General features: G+C 43.5%; 22 protein-coding genes and 1 riboswitch. Of the genes, 21 read left to right on the top strand and 1 reads right to left on the bottom strand.

Annotated elements, in window-relative coordinates:
- Positions 1–61 precede the first annotated feature (61 nt).
- Positions 62–946 (top strand): phosphatidylserine decarboxylase, encoded by an 885-nt coding sequence (locus tag AB5150_RS00215; protein WP_055279973.1) that lies wholly within the window; start codon positions 62–64, stop codon positions 944–946.
- Positions 947–1059: 113 nt separating this feature from the next.
- Here the strand turns inward: AB5150_RS00215 and AB5150_RS00220 are convergent, their stop codons facing one another.
- Positions 1060–1434: a metal-dependent transcriptional regulator gene (locus AB5150_RS00220; protein WP_022216504.1), complete on the bottom strand. Its 375-nt coding sequence runs from the start codon at positions 1432–1434 to the stop codon at positions 1060–1062.
- 264 nt (positions 1435–1698) lie between these two features.
- On the opposite strand from AB5150_RS00220, the gene AB5150_RS00225 reads away from it, so the two are divergent.
- The 20 genes from AB5150_RS00225 (at position 1699) to rpsU (ending at position 22027) form a co-directional block, all read left to right on the top strand.
- Entirely contained in the window at positions 1699–1911 is a 213-nt protein-coding gene (locus AB5150_RS00225) for a FeoA family protein (protein WP_044997990.1), read from the top strand.
- Positions 1912–1964: 53 nt separating this feature from the next.
- Complete coding sequence (locus tag AB5150_RS00230) at positions 1965–2186, top strand: ferrous iron transport protein A (protein ID WP_022216503.1); 222 nt, start codon at positions 1965–1967, stop codon at positions 2184–2186.
- A gap of 131 nt (positions 2187–2317) precedes the next feature.
- Positions 2318–4807, top strand: coding sequence for a ferrous iron transporter B (locus AB5150_RS00235; protein WP_368291002.1), 2490 nt, complete (start codon positions 2318–2320; stop codon positions 4805–4807).
- Positions 4808–4923: 116 nt separating this feature from the next.
- Positions 4924–5079, top strand: a complete 156-nt coding sequence (locus AB5150_RS00240; protein ID WP_022216501.1) for a FeoB-associated Cys-rich membrane protein — start codon at positions 4924–4926, stop codon at positions 5077–5079.
- A 111-nt stretch (positions 5080–5190) separates the two neighbouring features.
- Positions 5191–5286: riboswitch (ZMP/ZTP riboswitch) on the top strand.
- A gap of 112 nt (positions 5287–5398) precedes the next feature.
- The gene (locus AB5150_RS00245; protein WP_022216500.1) at positions 5399–6112 is read left to right on the top strand and encodes an IMP cyclohydrolase; all 714 of its coding nucleotides are present in this window, start codon (positions 5399–5401) and stop codon (positions 6110–6112) included.
- A 26-nt stretch (positions 6113–6138) separates the two neighbouring features.
- A complete protein-coding gene (locus AB5150_RS00250; protein ID WP_015534899.1) occupies positions 6139–7317 on the top strand; it encodes a phosphoribosylaminoimidazolecarboxamide formyltransferase in 1179 nt (392 codons plus the stop codon).
- A gap of 186 nt (positions 7318–7503) precedes the next feature.
- Complete coding sequence (locus tag AB5150_RS00255; RefSeq protein ID WP_015534900.1) at positions 7504–8322, top strand: lipopolysaccharide assembly protein LapB; 819 nt, start codon at positions 7504–7506, stop codon at positions 8320–8322.
- 27 nt (positions 8323–8349) lie between these two features.
- A complete protein-coding gene (locus tag AB5150_RS00260) occupies positions 8350–9153 on the top strand; it encodes a GTP pyrophosphokinase family protein (protein WP_022216499.1) in 804 nt (267 codons plus the stop codon).
- Positions 9154–9164: 11 nt separating this feature from the next.
- The gene (locus tag AB5150_RS00265; protein WP_368291004.1) at positions 9165–10550 is read left to right on the top strand and encodes an RsmF rRNA methyltransferase first C-terminal domain-containing protein; all 1386 of its coding nucleotides are present in this window, start codon (positions 9165–9167) and stop codon (positions 10548–10550) included.
- Complete coding sequence (locus tag AB5150_RS00270; protein WP_015534903.1) at positions 10547–11314, top strand: SDR family oxidoreductase; 768 nt, start codon at positions 10547–10549, stop codon at positions 11312–11314. The genes AB5150_RS00265 and AB5150_RS00270 overlap by 4 nt, the downstream gene beginning before the upstream one ends.
- Positions 11315–11374: 60 nt before the next feature.
- The gene (locus AB5150_RS00275) at positions 11375–11944 is read left to right on the top strand and encodes a hypothetical protein (protein WP_015534904.1); all 570 of its coding nucleotides are present in this window, start codon (positions 11375–11377) and stop codon (positions 11942–11944) included.
- A gap of 6 nt (positions 11945–11950) precedes the next feature.
- Positions 11951–12955 carry an RluA family pseudouridine synthase gene (locus tag AB5150_RS00280; RefSeq protein WP_118017591.1) on the top strand — a complete coding sequence of 335 codons (1005 nt, stop codon included), beginning with the start codon at positions 11951–11953 and terminating at the stop codon, positions 12953–12955.
- Positions 12956–13489 (top strand): Holliday junction resolvase RecU, encoded by a 534-nt coding sequence (locus AB5150_RS00285; RefSeq protein ID WP_368291006.1) that lies wholly within the window; start codon positions 12956–12958, stop codon positions 13487–13489. It abuts the gene before it with no gap.
- A 132-nt stretch (positions 13490–13621) separates the two neighbouring features.
- Positions 13622–14872, top strand: coding sequence for an ATP phosphoribosyltransferase regulatory subunit (gene hisZ, locus AB5150_RS00290; protein ID WP_022216494.1), 1251 nt, complete (start codon positions 13622–13624; stop codon positions 14870–14872).
- Between the two features lie 58 nt (positions 14873–14930).
- The gene (gene hisG / locus AB5150_RS00295) at positions 14931–15581 is read left to right on the top strand and encodes an ATP phosphoribosyltransferase (protein ID WP_055144488.1); all 651 of its coding nucleotides are present in this window, start codon (positions 14931–14933) and stop codon (positions 15579–15581) included.
- A gap of 214 nt (positions 15582–15795) precedes the next feature.
- Complete coding sequence (hisD, locus tag AB5150_RS00300; RefSeq protein ID WP_055144485.1) at positions 15796–17088, top strand: histidinol dehydrogenase; 1293 nt, start codon at positions 15796–15798, stop codon at positions 17086–17088.
- A 37-nt stretch (positions 17089–17125) separates the two neighbouring features.
- Positions 17126–17728 carry an imidazoleglycerol-phosphate dehydratase HisB gene (gene hisB / locus AB5150_RS00305; RefSeq protein ID WP_015534907.1) on the top strand — a complete coding sequence of 201 codons (603 nt, stop codon included), beginning with the start codon at positions 17126–17128 and terminating at the stop codon, positions 17726–17728.
- 17 nt (positions 17729–17745) lie between these two features.
- Positions 17746–19020 carry a bifunctional phosphoribosyl-AMP cyclohydrolase/phosphoribosyl-ATP diphosphatase HisIE gene (gene hisIE / locus AB5150_RS00310; protein WP_082419752.1) on the top strand — a complete coding sequence of 425 codons (1275 nt, stop codon included), beginning with the start codon at positions 17746–17748 and terminating at the stop codon, positions 19018–19020.
- A gap of 18 nt (positions 19021–19038) precedes the next feature.
- Positions 19039–21702: an alanine--tRNA ligase gene (gene alaS / locus AB5150_RS00315; protein WP_368291009.1), complete on the top strand. Its 2664-nt coding sequence runs from the start codon at positions 19039–19041 to the stop codon at positions 21700–21702.
- A 148-nt stretch (positions 21703–21850) separates the two neighbouring features.
- Positions 21851–22027 carry a 30S ribosomal protein S21 gene (gene rpsU, locus AB5150_RS00320; RefSeq protein WP_004851031.1) on the top strand — a complete coding sequence of 59 codons (177 nt, stop codon included), beginning with the start codon at positions 21851–21853 and terminating at the stop codon, positions 22025–22027.
- Positions 22028–22050 lie beyond the last annotated feature (23 nt).

The following is a 22050-nucleotide window of genomic DNA, read 5'->3' on the forward strand; positions in this document are numbered from 1 at the left end:
GATATAGAAGTAATTTGGCTAAACCGGATATACAGAAGCGATGAAGGATGATGTATAAGATATGATAAAGAACAAATATGCAATATACAAAAGATCAAAACATAATGAGTGTGTATCGACACAGGACAGAGTCCTGCGCCTGTTATATGGCAACAGAGCGGGTCGTATGGTGCTGGGATGGCTGATCAGACCAGAGGTGTCAAAGCTTGTGGGAAGATTCATGGACACTGGATTATCCAGAATCATGATCAACCCATTCATTAAGAAAAATGATATTGATATATCTGTGTGTCAGAAGAATGAGTTTGACTCATATAACGATTTCTTCAAGAGAAAGCTGGTGCCGGGAGCAAGGGCCATAGATATGACCGATGAAGGTTTTGTGAGTCCATGTGACAGCAGGCTTACGGTATATGATATAGAAGACACAGAACGACAGACTTTCAATATAAAGGATTCAGAGTACACGGTGGCATCCCTCCTCAGGGACAAAAAGCTTGCGAGACACTACAGAGGTGGAAAATTGTGGCTGTTCAGACTGTGTGTCGATGATTATCACAGATACATATATAACGTGTCTGGAAAGCAGTCTGATGTCAGACGTATAGAAGGCTTATATCACACAGTTAACCCTATAGCCAGTGAATATTACGACATTTACAAAGAAAATACCAGAGAGTATTGTCTTATAAGGACGCAGGATGCGGGAACCATCATTGATATGGAGGTTGGAGCACTTCTGGTTGGTCGTATAGTTAACAGGTATGTGGATTCCACGGATGTCAGAAGAGGAGAGGAAAAGGGCTATTTTGAGTTTGGTGGCTCAACAATCATTCTTCTCATCCAGAAGGACAAAGTCGCTCCTTTAGACAGAATAGTTGAGAATTCTAGAAAAGATATTGAGACCAGAGTCAGACAGGGCGAGCTGGTTGGATATGTACGTTAAGAGCAATATTATATATTCCATATAAAACAGGAACAGCGTATAGCTTGCTATGGAGCTATACGCTGTTCCTGTTTTGTTGTTTATCCAGTCTGTGTCAGAACTTATATTCTATATTATTCATTTGTAGAATTCACATGCCTCTTGATGGCCTCAAAAGTCTCCTGGCTTATAACATGTTCGATCTTGCAGGCATCCTCGGCTGCGGTCTCTTTTGCAACGCCGAGACTTGTGAACCATGAAGACAGAAGCTGGTGCCTCTCATATATCATCTCTGCAATTTTTTTACCGGCTGCTGTGAGAGTTATGTATCCTGAATCGCTTACTTCTATATAACACATCTCCCGGAGATTCTTCATAGCAACGCTTACACTTGATTTCTTATAGCCAGTCTCGTTGGCAACATCAACGCTTCGGACGACCGGAAGCTTCTGGCTGAGAACGAGAATGGTTTCAAGATAATTCTCTACTGATTCATTCGTGGTCAACATTATTATATATCCCCCTTATATTTAACATTATAAATGTATCTGTATCAATGTAGCAATTATAAATAATATATCATAAATGATTTTTTTATTCAATTTTATAATTGAAATACGAATTTCGACAAATAGGCACTTTTTATCAATAAAAGAGCCGTGTTTTGTTCAATTAGTCCAAAATGATTAATATTATTGACATCTAATTAATGTTAGTATATACTAACCACGATATGAAAATCAGTGGTTTAAGTTGCTAGTTAAGGAGGTGCAATTATGCCATTAACATTTGCAAAACCGGGAGAAGCCAATGTGATCAAAAAGGTTGGCGGGAGAGAGAAAACACGATTGTTTCTTGAAAAGCTGGGCTTTGTTGAAGGTAGTGTTGTAACTGTCGTGGCAGAGAATGCAGGAAATCTTATAGTTAATATCAAAGATTCCCGTGTTGCCATTGATAAAGATATGGCCAGCAAGATACTTGTATAGGTACGATTACATGTATCTGACTGACGACAAAAGTATGTAAAAGGAGTAAGATCATGAGCACATTAAAAGATGTCAAGGTTGGCAGTACTGTCACTGTCAAGAAGATTGCAGGCGAGGGCCCTGTAAAGAGACGTATCATGGACATGGGCATCACAAAGGGTGTACAGGTTTATGTTCGTAAGGTTGCCCCTCTCGGTGATCCTGTAGAGGTTACTGTAAGAGGCTATGAGTTATCAATACGTAAAGCTGATGCTGAGATCATAGAGGTAGAGTAACAGCTTATTTTTTTGTTCATACGTTAGTATATGCTAACATATGATAGAAAAGGCTAATATGAAGTACGCAGACGCCGTGCGTAAGCACCTTTAAATGCGTCTGCACAATACAATAGGAAAGAGGGTAAACAATGTCAGTAAAGATTGCACTTGCAGGAAATCCTAACTGCGGTAAAACAACATTATTCAATGCTTTAACTGGCGCTAACCAGTACGTAGGTAACTGGCCAGGTGTTACAGTTGAGAAGAAAGAGGGTAAGCTTAAGGGTAACAAGGATGTTATCATAACCGACCTTCCTGGTATCTATTCACTTTCTCCATACACTCTTGAGGAAGTTGTTGCCAGAAATTATCTTATTCAAGAATATCCTGATGCCATCATCAACATTATCGATGGTACTAACATAGAGAGAAACCTTTATCTCTCAACACAGCTTATTGAGCTCGGAATCCCTGTTGTCATGGCTGTTAACATGATGGATCTTGTAAAGAAGAACGGCGACTCCATCAGCATCAAGAACCTGAAGGAAGCTCTTGGATGTGAGGTCGTTGAGATCTCAGCTCTTAAGGGTACCGGTATTGACGAGGTTAAAGAGAAGGCTATCGCAGCAGCAAAGTCCAAGACAGCAAATGCAAGAGTTCACAACTTTGATGAGGCTGTTGAGGCTGCAATCGAGAGCGTAAGCACTAAGCTTGACATGGAGGAGAACAGAAAGAGATTCTTCGCGATCAAGCTCATCGAGAAGGATAGCAAGATCATAGAGCAGATGAAGAATGCTCCAGATTGCTCAGCAGAGATCAAGAAGCTTGAGGATGATTTCGATGATGACACAGAGAGTATTATCACAAGTGAGAGATATTCATACATTTCATCAATCATTGACAAGTGTGTAAAGAAGGCTGCAAAGGGACAGAAGCTTACAATATCAGATAAGATCGACCGTGTTGTAACAAACCGTATCCTTGCACTTCCTATATTCGTTCTCATCATGTGGCTCGTATATTATATAGCAATGTCAACAGTAGGTGCATGGTGCACAGACTGGACAAATGATAACCTGTTCGGCGATGGTTTCCATCTCTTCGGCATCGGAAGCTCAGCTTATGAAGATGCATCAGGTGACTATGATGCAGCAACAACAGCACTCGATGCATACGGCGTACTCGTAACAGATGACGAGGATGCTGTTGATGTAGATGCCACAAAGGCAGCTATCGAGGCAAACACAAACACAGAGGCAAGCGTTAAGTATGAGATGGAAGATGAGGAGACACTCGATACATACGATATCGATGTATACTACTCAGAGGTTCCAGCAAATGCTGACGAAGAGACAACAAACGCAATGTCATATCTTGATGCAGTTGATTACTTCAACGAGACACAGATGGCAGAGATTGATCCTGCTGATTATGGCGTATTTGTTCCTTCAATCCCAGATCTCATCTCTGCAGGACTTGACAAGATTGGATGTGCAGACTGGTTACATGGACTTATCATCGATGGTATTGTAGCCGGTGTTGGTGCTGTACTTGGTTTCGTACCTCAGATGCTCGTACTGTTCATCTTACTTGCAATCCTTGAGTACTGTGGATATATGGCACGTATCGCCTTCATCATGGACCGTATCTTCAGAAAGTTCGGTCTCTCAGGAAAGTCATTCATACCTATCCTTGTAGGTACAGGTTGTGGTGTGCCAGGTATCATGGCTTCACGTACAATTGAGAATGAGAAAGACCGTCGTATGACAGTCATGACAACAACATTTATACCATGTGGTGCTAAGGTTCCATTTATCGCCATGATCGCCGGTGCTATATTCGGTGGTTCATCAATAGTTGCAACAAGTGCTTACTTTATTGGTATTGCAGCAATTATATGTTCTGGTATAATACTTAAAAAGACAAAGATGTTCGCCGGAGATCCATCACCATTCGTTATGGAGCTTCCACCTTATCATATTCCAACAGTAGGTTCTGTACTCAGAAGCATGTGGGAGCGTGGTTGGTCATTCATCAAGAAGGCTGGTACAATAATCACACTTTCAACAATCGCTGTATGGTTCACAACATACTTTGGATTTGTTGATGGTTCATTCCAGATGCTTGATGAGAGCCAGATCGATTACAGTATTCTTGCAAAGATCGGTAATGCGATAGCATGGATCTTCGTTCCACAGGGATGGGGTAACTGGCAGGCAACTGTAGCATCTATCACAGGTCTTGTTGCAAAGGAGAACATCGTTGGTACAATGGGTATCCTCTACGGTGGTGGAGATGGTACAGTTTACCAGGCACTTGCAGGCGCATTCACAACAGCAAGCGGATTCTCATTCCTTGTATTCAACCTTCTCTGCGCACCATGTTTTGCAGCTATGGGTGCTATCAAGAGAGAGATGAACAGTGCTAAGTGGTTCTGGTTCGCAATCGGATATCAGTGTGGATTTGCTTACCTTGTAGCACTTGTTGTATACAGAATCGCAGGTCTATTCACAGGAGCTTGTACATTCGGTGTATGGTCAGTAGTAGCAATTGCACTTGTTGTTCTGTTCTTCTTCATGCTGTTCCGTCCGGATCCAAACAAGAAGGTAAAGACAAGCAAGGAGTTCCTCAACGCTTAACTTTTCATAAGGAGGGACCCACGTAAGTGGGAGGAATCCTTATGAAGCACGCAGACGCCGCGCGTAAGCGCATTTAAATGCGTCTGCTCCATATAATATAAAAGGAGTGGTGACTTATGTCAGAGTATCTTGGTACAATCATTGTGGCGGCCATAATCGTTCTGATGGTGTTCTTCATTGTCAGAGGTATGGTAAAGGATAGAAAAAAGGGCAAACACATATGTGGTGGCGACTGTTCGAACTGTCATGGCGGATGTAGTCACAAGCTCTAATTAAATAACAGTTGTAGTAATATATATGGGGTGCGTTGTAAGTTATGACAACGCACCTTTTTATGTAAGATAACACTTGAAATAACAAAAGATTTACTATATTATAAAAACATGTTGGTACACGACTGGCGGAGACAGCCGATGGCTGGTAGGAATTACCTACAGGGAGTGTACTGTTAAGACAAGCCGACCGCCTGGGCAAGCAAATATATCAAGACATGTATTTGTGTGCGCAGGTGGCCGGCTTTCTTTTTTAGGATGCTTTGCAGCATAACATCAGCTCACAGGTACGAGAAAACACATGGAGGTACAACAGAAAATGGAAATGTTATCACTTGAGAAGGAACTTAGCGAAAATGCATATCCAGGACGCGGAATCGTTATCGGTGTGTCCGAGGATGGTAAGAAGGCAGTGACAGCTTATTTCATCATGGGAAGAAGCTCAAACAGCCGTAACAGAGTATTTGTGACAGAGGGCGAAGGAATCAGAACAGAGGCGTTTGATCCATCAAAGCTTGAGGATCCAAGCCTTATCATCTATGCACCTGTAAGAGTTCTTGGCAATAAGACTATAGTTACAAATGGCGATCAGACAGACACTATATATGACGGACTTGACGATGAGCTCACATTTGAGCAGTCACTCAGAAGCAGACAGTTTGAGCCTGACGGCCCTAACTACACACCTAGAATCTCAGGTGTTATGCACATAAAGAATGGTGTGTTCGACTATTCAATGTCCATACTTAAGAGCAACAACGGCAACCCTGCTGCAAATAACAGATACACATTCTCATACGAGAACCCTGTAGCCGGTGAGGGACATTTCATTCACACATATATGCATGATGGCAATCCGCTCCCAAGCTTTGAGGGTGAGCCAAAGTGGGTTAAGATATCCGGTGATATCGATGAGTTCACAGACAAGGTATGGAACAGCCTCAATGAGGACAACAAGGTGTCACTGTTCGTCAGATATATTGACATCGCAACAGGTGAGTATGAGACAAAGATCGTGAACAAGAATAAGTAATTAAAGAATAAAGGAGATATTTGATCATGAACGAGATTCAGTTAAAGTACGGTTGTAATCCAAATCAGAAGCCATCAAGAATATATATGGAGGATGGCAGTGATCTTCCTGTTAAGGTTTTAAACGGCAAGCCTGGATACATCAACTTCCTTGATGCATTTAACGGATGGCAGCTCGTAAAGGAACTCAAGGCGGCAACAGGACTTCCAGCAGCAACATCATTCAAGCATGTTTCACCAGCAGGCGCTGCAGTTGGACTTCCACTTACAGATACACTTGCAAAGATCTACTGGGTAGATGATCTCGGAGAGCTCTCACCACTTGCATGCGCATATGCAAGAGCAAGAGGTGCTGACAGAATGTCATCATTTGGCGATTTCATCGCACTTTCAGATGTATGTGACGCAGACACAGCACGCCTTATCAAGAGAGAGGTATCAGATGGTGTTATCGCTCCTGGATACACAGATGAGGCTATGGAACTTCTTCTTGCAAAGAAGAAGGGAAATTACAACATCATCCAGATAGATGAGAACTATGTTCCTGCTGAGATCGAGAGAAAGCAGGTATACGGTGTTACATTTGAGCAGGGAAGAAACGAGCTCAAGATCGACAAGGATCTACTGTCAAACTTTGTTACAAAGAACAAGGATCTTCCAGAGCAGGCTGAGATCGATATGAAGATCGCGCTCATCACACTCAAGTATACACAGTCCAACTCAGTATGCTATGTAAAGGGCGGACAGGCTATAGGTATCGGAGCCGGACAGCAGTCAAGAATCCACTGTACAAGACTTGCAGGACAGAAGGCAGACAACTGGTTCCTTCGTCAGTCACCACAGGTTATGGGACTTCAGTTTGTTGACGGACTTGGAAGAGCCGACAGAGACAATGCCATCGACGTATACATGGGTGATGAGTATGAGGACGTTCTTAAGGAAGGCGAGTGGCAGAAGAGATTCAAGGTTAAGCCTGAGGTGTTCACAGCAGAGCAGAAGAAGGCATGGCTTGCGCAGAACACAGATGTTGTCCTTGGATCAGATGCATTCTTCCCATTCTCAGACAATATAGAGAGAGCTCACAAGAGCGGTGTCAAGTACATTGCACAGCCTGGCGGATCAGTTCGTGACGATCTTGTTATCGAGTGTGCTGACAAGTACGATATGGTCATGGTATTTACAGGAATCAGATTATTCCATCACTAATCTGCCAGACCTGTCGGCGTCAGATATTGTATTTATAGAAGAATTGAGAGCGGTTTTGCTGATGAAAATCAGCAAAGCCGCTTTTTTACTTTATATATTTGTTGGATTGTGCTAATATAAAATGATGTATAAACTGCGGTAGCTATGCCGTGTAATAAAAATACTGTGATTCAAAGGAGATAACATATGTCTAGACGTAAACGCAGCATATTTAAAGAGAGAAGAAAGATCAACTATAAACTAATTTTTGCATTGGTGATACTTGCGTGTGTGGCTGTATTGCTGATCTCATACGCTATATCGGCAATAGTGTCACAGAAGGATGAACTTTACGATCAGGGCGTAAAATATTACAAGTCAGGTTCGTATCAGGAGGCAATAGATTCATTTGACAATGCCTTGGCAGAGAATCAGTTGTTCTCAAAGAAAAAGGATCAGAATATAAAGCTGTATCTGGCTGATGCGTATCTCAAGAGCGCGCAGTACACAGAGGCCGCAAATACATACAACGAATTGATACAGGATTCATTTACCGGATCAAATGTAAAAGATCTGAAGGAACTGGCAACTGCACTCAGTGATTTCTCACAGGGAAATTATGGCGGTGCTCTCGATGTGCTTCTGAAGCAGGCGGAGACATATCCGGAGCTTTATATGTACATAGGAACATGCTACGCAGTTACTGATGAGTCCGATAAGATGTTTGAGAGCTATGAAAAATATGTCCAGACATTTGGATTCAACTCGTATGTATATGCCATGTACGGTTCATATTATCTGAATAACGGTGATATGGAGTCTGCGATCGCATATATTACAAATGGACTTGACAGTGGAGACAAGATATACAGAAAAGAGCTCCTGATGCTTGAGATAACATATTATGAGAAGAACGAGGATTACGATAAGGCTTATGAGATAGCGGGACAGCTTGTGTCTGAGTATCCGGATTATGAGAAAGGACAGAAGGAGTATACATTCCTGAGCACAAGAGTGTCACAGTAGTATTTGTATTGGGAGGAGTTATTTTATATGGAGATTCAGCTTTGGAAGGAGATACTGTCTCCTTACGAGCAGGCGGTTGATGAGCTTCTCGTGAAGTTCAACCACATAATAATGCAGTACAAGAGTATGGGAAAGTACTCACCTATAGAGAGTGTGACCGGAAGGGTGAAAACGGTCTCCAGTATTATCGATAAGCTTCAGAAGAAGAATATTCCTATGGACCGGATCGTTGAGGAGATGGATGACATAGCCGGAATCAGGATCATGTGCCAGTTCACCGAGGATATCAGCAAGGTGGTTGAGATTATACGTGGCAGACAGGACATGAGGATACGTGAGGAGAAGGATTATATAGCAAATGCCAAGGCCAGCGGCTATCAGAGCTATCACATCATACTTGATTACGATGTATATACGGTAAATGGATGCACCACCATACAGGCGGAGATCCAGATAAGGACAATGGCGATGAACTTCTGGGCAACCATAGAACATTCATTGCAGTACAAGTACAGGAAGGGAATTCCAGAGGACATAAGGGCGAAGCTCAAGAACGCTGCGGATGCCACCGTTGCACTTGACAGGGAGATGTCATATGTCCGCGGAGAGATCATGGATGCACAGAATTCGTTCAATATCAAGGCGAATATAGTTTCGGAGATCATTGTTAATATCCAGAATCTGTACAAGGTGGGAAATCCAAGAGAGATCCAGAAGATTCAGGATGAGTTTTATTCTATATATAAGAAGGATGATATGGAGCTGCTTGAGAATTTTGCAAAGCAGCTTGACATAATAGCTGAGGGTTACAAGGCCCAGAGCGTAAGATAAAGGAGTTTGTTATGACTTTACCAAAGGCGTTTGACGAGAGGATCAGAATACAGCTTGGCGATGAATACGAGGATTATATAAAGTGTTTTGACAGTGATATGTATCATGGAATCAGGGTGAATACATCCAAGATATCCGTGGAGGACTTTCTGAAGATAAGTCCTTTCGAGCTGGAGCCTGTGCCGTGGACTAAGAATGGTTTTTACTATGATCACAGGAAGTATACGCCTTCCAAGCATCCATACTATTATGCGGGGCTCTATTATATACAGGAGCCAAGTGCCATGACACCTGCCAGTGTTCTGGATATAGAGGATGGAGATGTGGTACTAGATATATGCGCGGCACCGGGAGGCAAATCCACCGAGCTTGCGGCGAAGCTTAATGGCACGGGAATACTTATATCCAATGATATAAGCAACTCGAGAGCCAAGGCGCTTCTGAAGAACCTGGAACTTTTCGGAATAGGAAACATGTGTGTGGTAAGTGAACCTCCAAATAATCTGTCAAAGGCATTTGAGGGTACATTCGATAAGATACTTATAGATGCACCGTGTTCCGGAGAGGGAATGTTCAGAAAATCTTCATCGATGATGACTGCATGGGAGAACAACGGAACTGAACTTTTTGCCGGACTGCAGAGAGGAATATTAAATGAAGCGTGCAAGATGCTGAAACCGGGCGGAAAGCTGCTTTATTCCACATGTACATTTTCCCCCGAGGAGGATGAGAGGTCGGTGGAGTATCTGCTGTCGATAGATGACAGTATGCATCTTGTGGATTTTCCTAAATATGAGAAATTTGATGACGGCAATCCGGCCTGGGGAGAGACCGGCAATCCTGAGCTTGTGAAATGTTCAAGACTGTGGCCTCATCACGTGAAGGGCGAAGGTCATTTCATAGCTCTGTTTGAAAAGGATCAGGATGACTCATATAGAGGAAACTCAACATACTCGTTCAAGTCGTACAGGCCGGATGAGGATTTCATCGCATTTATAAAGCATGTATCTGAGTCTGCGGGTATAAAGACAGACAGGATAGAGGAAAATAAGGGAAGACTTTATTATATATCAGAGGGAATGCCTGATGTTAAGGGACTCAGGCTTTTGAGGCATGGACTGTTCCTCGGTGAGGTCAAGAAGAACAGATTTGAACCGAGTCAGTCACTTGCGATGTATCTCAAGTCAGATCAGTTTGACAATGTTGTGAGTTTTTCGGCGGATGACATAAGGGTCATAAAGTATTTAAAGGGAGAGACCGTCGAGCTGGAAGATGATCAGGATATAGAGAATGGGTATGTGCTTGTCTGCGTGGATGGATATCCGCTCGGGTGGGCCAAGAACAACAGAGGAGTATTAAAAAACAAATATTTATCGGGATGGAGGATGATGTCATGAGAAAGGTAGCGATAATCACAGGAGCATCTTCAGGGATTGGAAGAGAATTTGCACTTCAGATAGCACAGCGATACAGGACAATCGACGAGATATGGCTTATAGCAAGGAGAAAAGACAGGCTTGCTGAGGTTAAGACCGAGATAAACGCGGTAAGTGGAAAGCTTGTAAGGATACTTGCGCTTGACCTAACCGATGAGACTGATATCAAGTTCTACAGAAATCTTCTTGAGAGACAGGCTCCATCAATAAGAGTACTTGTAAATGCAGCTGGATACGGAATAGCAGGCCATTTTGAGAATATGACAGTGGACGACGTGACTGGAATGTTGAATCTCAACTGCAGGGCGCTGGCTGCCATAACACATATATCTCTGCCATATATGTCAGGCCCTTCAAATATAATCAATCTTGCTTCATCTGCAGCTTTTCTGCCTCAGCCATCATTTGCTATATATGCGGCATCCAAATCAATGGTGCTGAGCTTTTCAAGAGCACTTAACAGAGAGCTTGAGGAAAAGGGGATAACTGTTACGGCTGTCTGCCCGGGACCTGTCAAGACAGAGTTCTTCGATGTTGCGCAGAAGTACACAAAGTCCAAGCCGTATAAGATGATTCTAAGAGCAGATCCTGTGAAGGTTGTAAAAAAGGCACTGTTTGACGCGTATTATATGAGCGATATATCGGTGTATTCGCCGCTCATGAAGGCGTTCAGACTTGTGAGCAAGTACCTGCCTCACAGTTTGCTGATCAGATTTATGAAGTAGATATATGGGCTGCAGGCGGACATAGCTCTACAGCCAGACCAGAGATAAATGGAGGATGATATGGAAAAAGGACAACACGGATACATGAACAGGCATAAGAGAAATGTTCTTATAAGTATCATTGTACTTGGATTGTTTGTTATAGCCGGAGTATTCTTTACTGTGGCTATGTTTGACACAAGAAAGACTGTATTTATAGTCATACCGATACTCGTCGCCCTGCCGCTTGCAAAACAGCTTGTGGCATACATAATGTGTGCAGGGTTCAAGGAACTCACGAAGGATGAGTACGCTAAACTTGAGAAGTTATCATACTTTGGAGATCCGTCACTTGTATATGATGTGTCGATAAGCAGGTACGAGGGAATAGTGTATTTCCCTGCTGCGGTCATAAGAGATGGCAGAATGCTGTTTTACTACAATGGTGGATATGGCAAAAAGATACCTGATGAGGCAGCGCTCAAGAAGATCATTACAGAGGCTCTGGCAGACCAGAAAAAATATGTTGTGATCATAGCCACAGACATTGATGGTTTTGTGGCAAAGGCCGAGAAGATCAAAGCACCTTCAGATGAATTTGTCGGTGCCGATGAGAAGATCAGAAACAGATTATATGAGCTGGGAATATAGAAAAAAATGAGAGAGATAGTTATTTCAAAGAACGAAGCCGGCCAGAGGCTTAACAAGCTGGTCATGAAGTACCTTAACAAGGCTCCTTCAAGCTTCGTCTACAGGATGATAAGAAAGAAAAACATAAAACTTAATAACGGCAAGGCGGTTGGAAATGAGATCGTGTATGTTGGAGATGTGATACAGCTCTATCTGTCGGATGAGACCATAGATTCATTCAGGGATGACAGCGTGAGAGCCGGTGCTTCCACAGGTGGAAACAGGTTTAAACCGGAGATCATATATCACGACCACAACATACTTATAGTCAATAAACCGGCGGGTGTATTGTCACAGAAGGCATCGAAGGACGATTACTCGATCAATGAGAGTGTCATCGATTATCTGCTTGACAATGAGTATATAACTGAGACTCAGCTCAGAACCTTCAAGCCTTCTGTATGCAACAGGCTGGACAGGAATACCTCCGGCCTTGTTCTGTGTGGAGTGTCACTTATGGGAAGTCAGGAGCTTTCGAGGATCATAAGGGAGAGACGCATAGACAAATATTACTACACCATAGTCAAGGGAAATATGACAGAGACGCAGGATATTACGGCATATCTCGTGAAGGATGATAAGAAGAACACTGTGACAATACGTGACAGTGTGGAGGAGATACGCAGGGCTGCCGGGGACTTGGGCTATGATAAGATCCATACCATATTCCAGCCGGTCAGAACAAATGGAAAATATACAGAGCTTAAGGTAAAGCTCATAACGGGTAAGACTCACCAGATAAGGGCACAGCTCCAGCACATGGGGTATCCGGTGATCGGTGACCAGAAGTATGGTGACAGGGAGACAAACATACATTTCAGACAGACATACAAGCTTAGAAACCAGATTCTGCACTGCGGCGAGGTGGAGTTTACCGATGTTGTCGGTGGACTGGATTATCTGACGGGCAAGAGCTTCTCAGCATTCAAGCCTGATATGTATAAAAGAATAGAAAAGGATTTGTTTGAATAGATGGCTACATGGAATTCGCGAGGGCTTCGTGGCTCCACACTGGAGGATATGATAAACAACACAAATGAATATTACAGACAGAAGAACCTTGCGCTGGTCCAGAAGATCCCGACACCTATCACGCCGATAAAGATTGACAAGGACAGCAGCCAGATCACCCTGGCGTATTTCGAGAAGGATTCAACCGTCGACTATATAGGTGTTGTCCAGGGAGTTCCGGTATGTTTCGATGCAAAGGAATGTGCCACTGATACATTTACAATGCGTAACATTCATGAGCATCAGATAAGGTTCATGGAGGATTTCGAGAGACAGAACGGTGTAAGCTTCCTTATCATAATGTTCTCGGAACGAAATGAACTGTATTATATGAGATTCGAGGAGCTTAAGGGGTATCTTGAGAGAGTCCAGAATGGGCATGCCAACAACTTCAAGTACAATGAACTTGATCCCAATTTCTTTATAAGAGCCAAGGGTGGTGCATTGGTACATTATCTTGAACCTCTAAGCAGGGATCTTGATGATAGAGGTTGACAAATACAATCCGCTTTAATATAATGTGCACGTTGACATGCTACCAAAGTAGCAAATTATCACTTTAATGCGATAAAGCAATAATAAAGAACGTGAAGCATGGCAAAGTTTAATTGACAAGGAGATATGATTATGCAGGACAAACTGTTACAGACCCCGGATGGAGTGAGAGACACCTACGATGTAGAATGTAAGAAGAAGAGAAAGGTTATGCATGAACTCCATCATATTCTGGAGTTATACAGCTATCACGATATAGAGACACCTACATTTGAGTTTTTTGATATATTTAACAGAGATAAGGGTTCAGCACCTTCCAATGAGATGTACAAGTTCTTTGACAGGGACAACAATACTTTGGTGCTCAGGCCGGATATAACACCTTCAATAGCGAGATGTGTTGCAAAGTATTATGCAGATGAGGAGCTTCCTGTCAGACTCTGCTATACAGGCAATACCTATACAAACACACTCAAGCTTCAGGGAAAACTCAAGGAGGTCACACAGATCGGTGCCGAGCTTGTAAATGATGATTCATCCGCTGCTGACGCTGAGATAATCGCAACTGTGATAGACTGCTTCAACGAGATCGGGATCAGTGATTTCCAGATAGAGATAGGCCAGATAGACTACTTCAAGGGTCTGGTTGCTGAATCTGGTATCAGTGAGGACGAGGAGGATCAGATAAAAGAGTACATCCATATCAAGAACTTTTTCGGACTTGAGGAGTATGTGGATGCACTTGATATAAGTGACTCTCTTAAGAAAGCATTTGTTGCATTTGATTCTCTGTTCGGCGGAATATCCATGCTTGACAAGGCTGAGGGATATGTGTCAAATGAGACATCACTTGAGGCTGTGAAGAGGCTCAGAAGAGTATATGCAGCCCTTGAGTGCTATGGATATCAGGATCACATAAGCTTTGATCTCGGTATGCTTGACGGATACAACTATTATACAGGAATCATATTCCGCGGATATACTTATGGAACCGGTGATGCTGTTGTCAAGGGCGGTCGTTACAATAATCTTCTCAAGCAGTTTGGAAAGGATGCACCGTCTATCGGTTTTGCCTTCACTGTTGAGGAGCTCATAATGGCCATGAACAGACAGAATATAGACATAGATGTGGATTATTCAAACACGATCATCCTCTATGATATAGAGAATCAGGGCAAGGCTATCAAGGCCGGTATGAAGCTCAGAAGTGAGGGACGCAAGATAGAGCTCATAAGAAAGTCACAGAAGAAATCGGTTGATGACTATATCGAGTATGCGGGTAGAGAGCATTTCTCAGGCCTTATATATTTTGAACAGTCAGGCGATGCGGTGGCATACGATCTGATAAGCCGATCACACTCCAAGTGGGATGGCAATTTATAGAAGAAACTTTTACGGCTTGATTGAGAATAGATTGAATTAGATGAAAGGTTATGGAGAGATGAGATATTTAACATTTGCCCTTGCTAAGGGGCGACTTGCAAAAAAGACACTTGCGCTGCTTGAACAGATAGGTATAACATGTGAGGAGATGAAGGATCCCGACACAAGAAAGCTTATATTTGTGAACGAGGAGCTTAAGATGAAGTTCTTCCTGTCAAAGGCCACAGATGTTCCTACTTATGTAGAATATGGTGCGGCCGATATAGGCGTTGTAGGTAAGGACACAATACTTGAGGAGGGAAGAAACCTGTATGAGGTCATGGATCTCGGTTTTGGAAAGTGCCGCATGTGTGTATGCGGACCGGCATCTGCCAGAGAGCTTCTCAAGAAGAATGAGATCATAAGAGTTGCAAGTAAGTATCCGGTGATCGCAAAGGATTACTTCAACAACCGTAAGCACCAGACAGTTGAGATAATCAAGCTCAATGGTTCAGTGGAGCTCGCTCCTATAGTTGGACTTTCAGAGGTGATCGTAGATATAGTTGAGACAGGAAGCACACTCAGGGAGAACGGACTTGAGGTGCTTGAGGAAGTTTGTCCACTCTCAGCCCGCATGGTTGTGAACCAGGTAAGTCTCAAGATGGAGAATGAGAGGATACACAAGCTGTTGGAAGATCTCAACAGACTTATAAAGGAAGAGAACAAGTAGCATATATAGATGATATAATGAGCGCAAGTGAGCCAACATGCTTGCATGATTGGCGAGCGGCGAATTGGATCATGATAGTTGCGACAGCAACGGAAAGCACCGTAGATGCGAATCATGATATAATGAAGCACGCTGAGGCATGCGCATGTAATCGCGCTCACGCACGACGACCTATGATATAACAAATTGATAATCACACGGAGGCATAACAGAGATGAGAATCGTAAAGCTTAATGCAGAGACAAAGAAGGATCTTCTGAAGAATCTTCTGAAGAGAAGTCCAAGTAATTTCGGTAACTATGCAGAGACTGTACAGGAAATAGTTGACGATGTGAGAGATAACGGCGATGCCGCACTCTTCTCATACACAAAGAAGTTCGACAAGGCAGATATAACAGCAGAAAATGTCAAGGTTACACAGAAAGAGATAGACTACGCATATACACAGGTCAGCCCTGAGCTCCTTGACGTTATCAGAAAAGCCAAGAAGAACATTTGGGAGTACCATGAGAAGCAGAAGCAGTATAGCTGGTTTGACTCCAAGCCAAATGGAACTCTTCTCGGACAGAAGGTTACAGCACTTGCATCTGTAGGTGTCTATGTTCCGGGTGGAAAGGCTGTTTACCCTTCATCAGTTCTGATGAATGTTATGCCGGCAAAGGTTGCAGGCGTTGAGAAGATAGTCATGACAACTCCATGTAATGCTGAGGGTGAGGTGTACGCCACAACACTCGTTGCAGCAAAGGAAGCAGGAGTGGATGAGATATACAAGGCAGGCGGTGCGCAGGCCATAGCTGCCCTTGCATACGGAACAGAGTCAGTACCTAAGGTTGACAAGATAGTTGGCCCTGGAAACATATTTGTCGCTCTTGCAAAGCGTGCCGTATACGGACATGTCAGCATAGATTCCATAGCCGGCCCATCAGAGGTAATGGTACTTGCCGATGAGACTGCCAATTCTAGATACGTGGCTGCAGATCTGCTGTCACAGGCAGAGCATGACGAGATGGCATCAGCCATACTTGTGACCACATCAGAGGAGCTTGCCGAGAAGGTATCAGTTCAGGTTGACAAGTTCATCGATGAGCTTTCAAGAAAAGAGATAATGAGAAAGTCTATAGACAATTATGGATATATTCTTCTTGCAGACAACATGAGCGATGCCATAGATGCTGTCAACGACATTGCATCAGAGCATCTCGAGATCGTCACAGCCAATCCATTTGACGTGATGACAAGAGTGAAGAATGCTGGAGCTATATTTATCGGAGAATACTCATCAGAGCCTCTTGGAGATTACTTTGCAGGCCCTAACCATGTACTTCCAACAAACGGTACAGCAAAGTTCTTCTCACCGCTTTCAGTAGACGATTTCATCAAGAAATCCAGCATAATCTACTATTCAAGAGAGGCACTTGAGGCAGTTCACACTGACATTGAAGCATTTGCCAAGGCTGAGCAGCTCACAGCACATGCCAATTCAATAGCAGTAAGATTTGAAAAATAAGACATAATGATATAGAATATGGGAAGGAGACAGGGATATGGCAGAGAAAGCAGCTAGAATCGCCAAATGTACAAGAACGACAAACGAGACAGACATAACCCTCGAGTTTAATATAGATGGAAAAGGACAGTCAAAGATCGACACAGGAATCGGTTTCTTTGACCACATGCTCACAAGTTTTGCGAAGCATGGTTTCTTTGATCTCAACGTTACAGTCAAGGGAGATCTGTATGTGGATTGTCACCACACCATTGAGGATGTGGGAATTGTGCTGGGCAAGGCCATCAAGGAGGCTCTTGGAGACAAGAAGGCCATCAAGAGATTTGGCAATTTCTTCCTGCCGATGGACGAGACTCTCGTAATGTGTGCCATAGATCTGTCGGGAAGACCATATCTTGTCTATGATCTGAACCTCCGCACAGAGAGGGTTGGATACTTCGACACACAGATGGTCAAGGAATTCTTCTATGCAGTATCATACGCTGCTGAGATGAATCTCAATATTAAGCAGTTCTCAGGGGAGAACGATCACCACATCATAGAGGCCGCATTCAAGGCATTTGCGAAGGCTCTTGATGAGGCGACAACTTATGACAGAAGATTAAACGGAAAGGTGCTTTCTACCAAGGGCACACTTTAAGGAGGTGCTGGTTCACTATGGATAATGATATGATCTGCAAAAAGATAATTCCATGTCTGGATCTGAACAATGCGGTCGAGATGGCAAAATATTACAATGATGCCGGAGCTGATGAGATAGCTTATTTTGACAGCAAGGCAACAAAAGATGGCAGAGAACCCAATGTTGCCATTATAAGACAGATATGTGACAGTGTTGATATTCCACTTATTGCCTGTGGCGGTGTGAGGGAGCTTGAAGATGTCAAGAAGCTTCTGTATGCAGGTGCATCCAAGGTATGTATGAAATCTGCGGCACTGAACACGCCGGAGCTTGTCACTGAGGCTTCTGACAGATTTGGTTCAGAGCGAATAATCTGTACTATAGATCTGAGTGAGTGTGATGATCCTGTCGGATATGCCAGAAAACTGAAGGCGCTTGGAGCGGGAGAACTTCTGCTGCTTCACAACAACATGGTGCCGGAATATCTGGATATAGTAAAATCCATAAGAGAAAATGTTGCACTTCCTGTTATAGTTTCTACCTATTCCACTAACGGGGAAGCTGTGGCAGAGATGCTCAATGAGACAAATGCTGAATCAATTTCTCTGTACAATCTCCAGAAGATGGATATAATGGAGATTAAACAGCATTGCCGTGAGGCAAATATAGATGTGGATCTGTTTGAATCGTCCATGCCTTTTGAGGCGTTCAAACTCAATTCGGATGGACTTATTCCATGTGTTACACAGCACTATAAGACCGGTGAAGTGCTCATGGTCGCTTATATGAACAAGGAGTCGTATGAGAAGACCATCAGAACAGGGCGCATGACATACTGGAGCCGCAGCCGCAATGAGCTGTGGACCAAGGGTGATACATCCGGTCATTATCAGTTTGTCAAATCTCTTACGATAGACTGTGACAAGGACACCATACTTGCCAAGGTGTCACAGATAGGAGCTGCGTGTCATACAGGCAGCCGTACTTGTTTCTTTACAGATCTGGTGAGAAAGGAGTACAATGATACCAATCCTATGAAGGTATTCGAGGAGGTATACAATACCATACGCGACAGAAAGGATCAGCCAGGAGATGATTCTTATACCAATTATCTGTTCGGCAAGGGTATTGACAAGATCCTGAAGAAGGTCGGTGAGGGAGCTACGGAGATAGTCATAGCTGCCAAGAATCCTGATTCAGAGGATATAAAATATGAAATATCTGACTTCCTTTATCATCTCATGTGTCTGATGGTAGAGAGAGGAATCAGCTGGAAAGATATTACAGAAGAACTGGCTGACAGAAGATAGAGTGGAGGATATTAGACAATGCAAAATTATGGCGTGAACGAACTGAGAAAAATGTTCCTGGAATTCATGGAGAGCAAGGGTCATCTTAGAATGAAGAGCTTTTCACTTATTCCACACAATGACAACAGCTTACTGCTGATCAATTCAGGTATGGCACCACTTAAGCCTTACTTTACAGGTCAGGAGGTACCACCTAGAAGACGTGTGACAACATGTCAGAAGTGTATCAGAACAGGAGATATCGAGAATGTAGGTAAGACAGCCCGTCATGGTACATTCTTTGAGATGCTGGGTAATTTCTCATTTGGCGATTATTTCAAGCATGAGGCTATATCATGGACATGGGAGTTCCTCACAGAGGTTGTAGGACTTGACAAGAACAGACTCTATCCATCGGTTTACCAGGATGACGATGAGGCATTTGATATATGGAATAAGGAGATCGGTGTCGATGCTGACCGTATATTCAGATTCGGCAAGGAGGACAACTTCTGGGAGCACGGAGCTGGTCCTTGTGGTCCTTGTTCAGAGGTTTACTATGACAGAGGCGAGAAGTATGGCTGCGGTAAGCCTGGCTGTACTGTAGGCTGTGACTGTGACAGATACATGGAGGTTTGGAACAACGTATTTACACAGTTCAACAATGACGGACACAACAACTACACAGAGCTTGAGCAGAAGAACATAGATACAGGTATGGGTCTTGAGAGACTCGCAGTTGTTGTTCAGGATGTTGATTCTATATTTGATGTTGATACGATCAAGGCTCTCCGCGACAAGGTATGTGAGATGGCAGGCGTGGAATATGAGACAGATCATGAGAAGGATGTATCGATCAGACTTATAACTGATCATATCCGTTCAGTTACATTCATGACATCAGATGGTATCGTTCCATCGAACGAGGGCCGTGGTTATGTTCTTAGACGTCTTCTCAGACGTGCTGCAAGACACGGAAGACTTCTCGGCATCAAGGGCAAGTTCCTGTCAGAGCTTGCAAAGACAGTTATCGAGGTGTCAGAGGATGCATATCCTGAGCTCAGTGAGAAGAAGGAATATATCTTCAATAAGATAGACAAGGAAGAGGAGAGCTTCAATAAGACCATAGATACAGGTCTTGCGATCCTCAAGGATTATATAGACGAGACTAAGGCTGCAGGTGAGAAGGTTCTCTCAGGTGACAAGGCATTCAAGCTCTATGACACCTATGGATTCCCTCTTGATCTCACAAAGGAGATCCTCGAGGAGGAGGGGATCGAGGTTGATGAGGACAGATTCACCGAGTGCATGAATATCCAGAAGGAGACTGCAAGAAAGGCCAGAAAGACCACAACATACATGGGTGCAGACGCAACCGTATATGAGCAGCTTCCTGTTGACATGACATCTGAGTTTGTCGGATATGACAAGCTGACATACAAGTCAACTATATCAGCTATCACAACAGAGGTTGGTGAGGGTGATGATAAGAAGTCAGTTCTTGCAGATACTGTATCTGAGGGAGCACAGGCTTCAGTTATAGTTCCTGAGACACCTTTCTACGCTACCATGGGTGGTCAGATCGGTGATAAGGGAATCATCAAGACAGAGAACGGTACATTCGTTGTGGAGGATACTGTCAAGGTTGTAGGCGGCAAGATCGCACATATCGGTTATGTTGAGTCAGGCGAACTCAATGTTGGTGATGAGGCAGAACTCACAGTTGATGCTGAGAACAGAGCACTCATATGTAACAACCATTCCGCAACACATCTTCTTCAGAGAGCACTCAAGATGGTTCTCGGAGATCATGTAGAGCAGGCAGGTTCACTCGTTGAGCCGGGAAGACTGAGATTTGACTTCTCACATGATCAAGCGATGACTAAGGAAGAGATCAAGAAGGTTGAGGATATTGTAAATGAGCAGATCCAGCTCGATATACCTGTATGCACGGATGTAATGTCTGTAGATGAGGCTAAGGAGACCGGAGCCATGGCTCTGTTTGGTGAGAAGTATGGTGAGAAGGTCCGTGTGGTATCAATGGGAGACTTCTCAAAGGAGCTCTGCGGTGGTACACATGTTGCCAGCACAGGAGCTATAAAAACATTCAAGATTATATCAGAGGCCGGTGTGGCCGCAGGTACAAGACGTATCGAGGCACTTACATCTGTCGGAGCACTTGATTACTACAGAAATGTAGAGCAGGAGCTCATGGATGCTGCAAAGGTAGCTAAGACTGATATCTATGGTGTGGCATCAAGAATAGAACAGCTTCTTGCAGAGGTTAAGGAGCTTACGAATGAGAATAAGAAGCTCAAGGATAAGATGGCAAAGGAGGCAGCTGGAGACGTTCTTTCAAGTGCTATAGACAAGGACGGAATCAAGATCCTCACAGCGGCTATCCCGGATACAGATATGAATTCACTGAGAAACCTCGGAGATGACTTCAAGAGCAAGCTTGGTGACAGCGTTGTTGTTCTTGCATCTGCAAAGGATGGCAAGGTAAATCTCATTGCCATGGCTACAGACGGCGCAGTTGCTAAGGGAGCCCATGCCGGTAATATCATAAAGGCCGTGGCTGGCATTGTAGGTGGTGGCGGCGGTGGTCGTCCTAACATGGCTCAGGCCGGTGGAAAGAATCCTGACGGAATTGAGGTAGCTCTTGCCCAGGCGGTTACAGAGGCTCAGAATCAGATAGCTTAAGGTTTCGTGACAGATATTTTATTAATTTGTCATTTTCCTGTTGACGATTAGGAATTTTATGTATATAATACATTTTGTGCTTAAAAATACCCAATCAGTTGTTATTTGGTAGCATAATTTTACAACTGGAGGGAGGTCAGGTGAGAGAATGTCAAGTGTAATAGTTAAAGAGAACGAAAACTTAGATAGCGCTCTTCGCAGATTTAAGAGAAATTGTGCGAAGGCTGGTATTCAGCAGGAGATTCGTAAGAGAGAGCATTACGAAAAGCCTAGTGTAAAGCGTAAGAAGAAGTCAGAGGCAGCTAGAAAGCGCAAGTACAAATAAATCATAGTATATATATTTGATTT

This window comes from Coprococcus sp. RTP21281st1_F1_RTP21281_210402 (genome assembly GCF_040915325.1).
Lineage (GTDB): Bacteria > Bacillota > Clostridia > Lachnospirales > Lachnospiraceae > Coprococcus > Coprococcus aceti.

What these genes read in the sequence shown, in the direction of transcription:
- AB5150_RS00230 (WP_022216503.1), top strand. Translation starts at nt 1,965, where the DNA reads ATGAGCACATTAAAAGATGTCAAGGTTGGCAGTACTGTCACTGTCAAG.
- hisIE (WP_082419752.1), top strand. Translation starts at nt 17,746, where the DNA reads ATGGATAATGATATGATCTGCAAAAAGATAATTCCATGTCTGGATCTG.
- AB5150_RS00240 (WP_022216501.1), top strand. Translation starts at nt 4,924, where the DNA reads ATGTCAGAGTATCTTGGTACAATCATTGTGGCGGCCATAATCGTTCTG.
- AB5150_RS00215 (WP_055279973.1), top strand. Translation starts at nt 62, where the DNA reads ATGATAAAGAACAAATATGCAATATACAAAAGATCAAAACATAATGAG.
- AB5150_RS00260 (WP_022216499.1), top strand. Translation starts at nt 8,350, where the DNA reads ATGGAGATTCAGCTTTGGAAGGAGATACTGTCTCCTTACGAGCAGGCG.
- AB5150_RS00265 (WP_368291004.1), top strand. Translation starts at nt 9,165, where the DNA reads ATGACTTTACCAAAGGCGTTTGACGAGAGGATCAGAATACAGCTTGGC.
- AB5150_RS00250 (WP_015534899.1), top strand. Translation starts at nt 6,139, where the DNA reads ATGAACGAGATTCAGTTAAAGTACGGTTGTAATCCAAATCAGAAGCCA.
- AB5150_RS00245 (WP_022216500.1), top strand. Translation starts at nt 5,399, where the DNA reads ATGGAAATGTTATCACTTGAGAAGGAACTTAGCGAAAATGCATATCCA.
- hisB (WP_015534907.1), top strand. Translation starts at nt 17,126, where the DNA reads ATGGCAGAGAAAGCAGCTAGAATCGCCAAATGTACAAGAACGACAAAC.
- AB5150_RS00220 (WP_022216504.1), bottom strand. Translation starts at nt 1,434, where the DNA reads ATGTTGACCACGAATGAATCAGTAGAGAATTATCTTGAAACCATTCTC.
- AB5150_RS00285 (WP_368291006.1), top strand. Translation starts at nt 12,956, where the DNA reads ATGGCTACATGGAATTCGCGAGGGCTTCGTGGCTCCACACTGGAGGAT.
- hisG (WP_055144488.1), top strand. Translation starts at nt 14,931, where the DNA reads ATGAGATATTTAACATTTGCCCTTGCTAAGGGGCGACTTGCAAAAAAG.
- alaS (WP_368291009.1), top strand. Translation starts at nt 19,039, where the DNA reads ATGCAAAATTATGGCGTGAACGAACTGAGAAAAATGTTCCTGGAATTC.
- AB5150_RS00280 (WP_118017591.1), top strand. Translation starts at nt 11,951, where the DNA reads ATGAGAGAGATAGTTATTTCAAAGAACGAAGCCGGCCAGAGGCTTAAC.
- hisD (WP_055144485.1), top strand. Translation starts at nt 15,796, where the DNA reads ATGAGAATCGTAAAGCTTAATGCAGAGACAAAGAAGGATCTTCTGAAG.
- rpsU (WP_004851031.1), top strand. Translation starts at nt 21,851, where the DNA reads ATGTCAAGTGTAATAGTTAAAGAGAACGAAAACTTAGATAGCGCTCTT.
- hisZ (WP_022216494.1), top strand. Translation starts at nt 13,622, where the DNA reads ATGCAGGACAAACTGTTACAGACCCCGGATGGAGTGAGAGACACCTAC.
- AB5150_RS00270 (WP_015534903.1), top strand. Translation starts at nt 10,547, where the DNA reads ATGAGAAAGGTAGCGATAATCACAGGAGCATCTTCAGGGATTGGAAGA.
- AB5150_RS00255 (WP_015534900.1), top strand. Translation starts at nt 7,504, where the DNA reads ATGTCTAGACGTAAACGCAGCATATTTAAAGAGAGAAGAAAGATCAAC.
- AB5150_RS00235 (WP_368291002.1), top strand. Translation starts at nt 2,318, where the DNA reads ATGTCAGTAAAGATTGCACTTGCAGGAAATCCTAACTGCGGTAAAACA.
- AB5150_RS00275 (WP_015534904.1), top strand. Translation starts at nt 11,375, where the DNA reads ATGGAAAAAGGACAACACGGATACATGAACAGGCATAAGAGAAATGTT.